The 1,073-nt window shown below is 38.6% G+C and carries 1 protein-coding gene; it reads left to right on the top strand.

The window, feature by feature from the left end; genetic code table 11:
* Window positions 1-71: 71 nt before the first annotated feature.
* A partial coding sequence (locus ACFX5F_RS16200; RefSeq protein WP_379853058.1) for a transposase occupies window positions 72-1,073 on the top strand: 1,002 nt, incomplete at its 3' end.

Here is a 1,073-nt window from a genome sequence, read left to right as displayed (position 1 = left end):
TGCTTGAATTTTTTGTATTAAAAATCGCTCAAATTATTTGCTCAACTCGTTGATTTTTTGTACATTTAAATATGAAATTCATCAACGGAACCAACAGAAACCAACTCCCGCTTTTTGCTTCATCGATAGATGATTCCATAGGGAAAGACAACGAAATCAGGCTTATTGACCTTTTTGTAGATAGTTTAAAACTTACTGATTTTGGATTTGCTTACGATTTTGTCGAAAACGGAAGACCTGCTTATCATCCCTCGGATTTGCTTAAACTCTTTATTTACGGGTATCTCAATCGCATGCGTTCCTCCAGAACTCTGGAGAAAGAATGCAATCGCAACATTGAACTTATGTGGCTTTTGAAGGGACTCGTTCCTGATCATAATACCATTGCTAATTTTCGCAAAAACAATCCCAAAGCTATTGCTCGCGTTTTCCGTGCAACGGTAAAACTAGCCTCCCATTTTGAACTCATTGGCGGAAGCCTTGTCGCTGGAGACAGTACCAAACTCAGAGCACAAAACTCCAAAAAAAACAATTTTAATTCTAATAAAATAGAACGTCACATTGCCTATATCGATGCTAGACTGCAAGAATATAACGCGGCTTTAGCTAAAGAAGATGGTGATGTTCTGGAAAAACAAATTATCGAAAAAAAGATTAAGAAACATACCATTCAAAAACAAAAATACATTGGGTATCAAAACACGATTGATACTACCGGCGTTACTCAAATCTCTACCTCAGATCCTGATAGTCGTCAAATCATGACGCGAAACAACATTTCGGAAGTAGCTTATACGGTACAAACCACTGTGGATGCGCTGCATAACATTCCCATCGATTTCAAGGTGACTAATGAAAATGATTCCAAAGCCATGGGCGGCATGTTGCGCCGAAGCAAAACCATTTTGGGGCACAATAATTTCACCGCCATTTATGACAAAGGCTATCATACTGGTAGCGAATTCGATTATGCTAACCGACTTGGCATCGATGTTTTAGTGGCTATTCCTGGCGTATCTGCACACGCACCTGATTTGGCTTTTGATGTAGAACATTTTAAATACAATATAACC

It is taken from the genome of Flavobacterium zhoui, from assembly GCF_042787235.1.
Lineage (GTDB): Bacteria > Bacteroidota > Bacteroidia > Flavobacteriales > Flavobacteriaceae > Flavobacterium > Flavobacterium zhoui.
The sequence above is the reverse complement of the archived record's forward strand: the minus strand, read 5'-3'. Positions and strand labels throughout refer to the sequence as shown.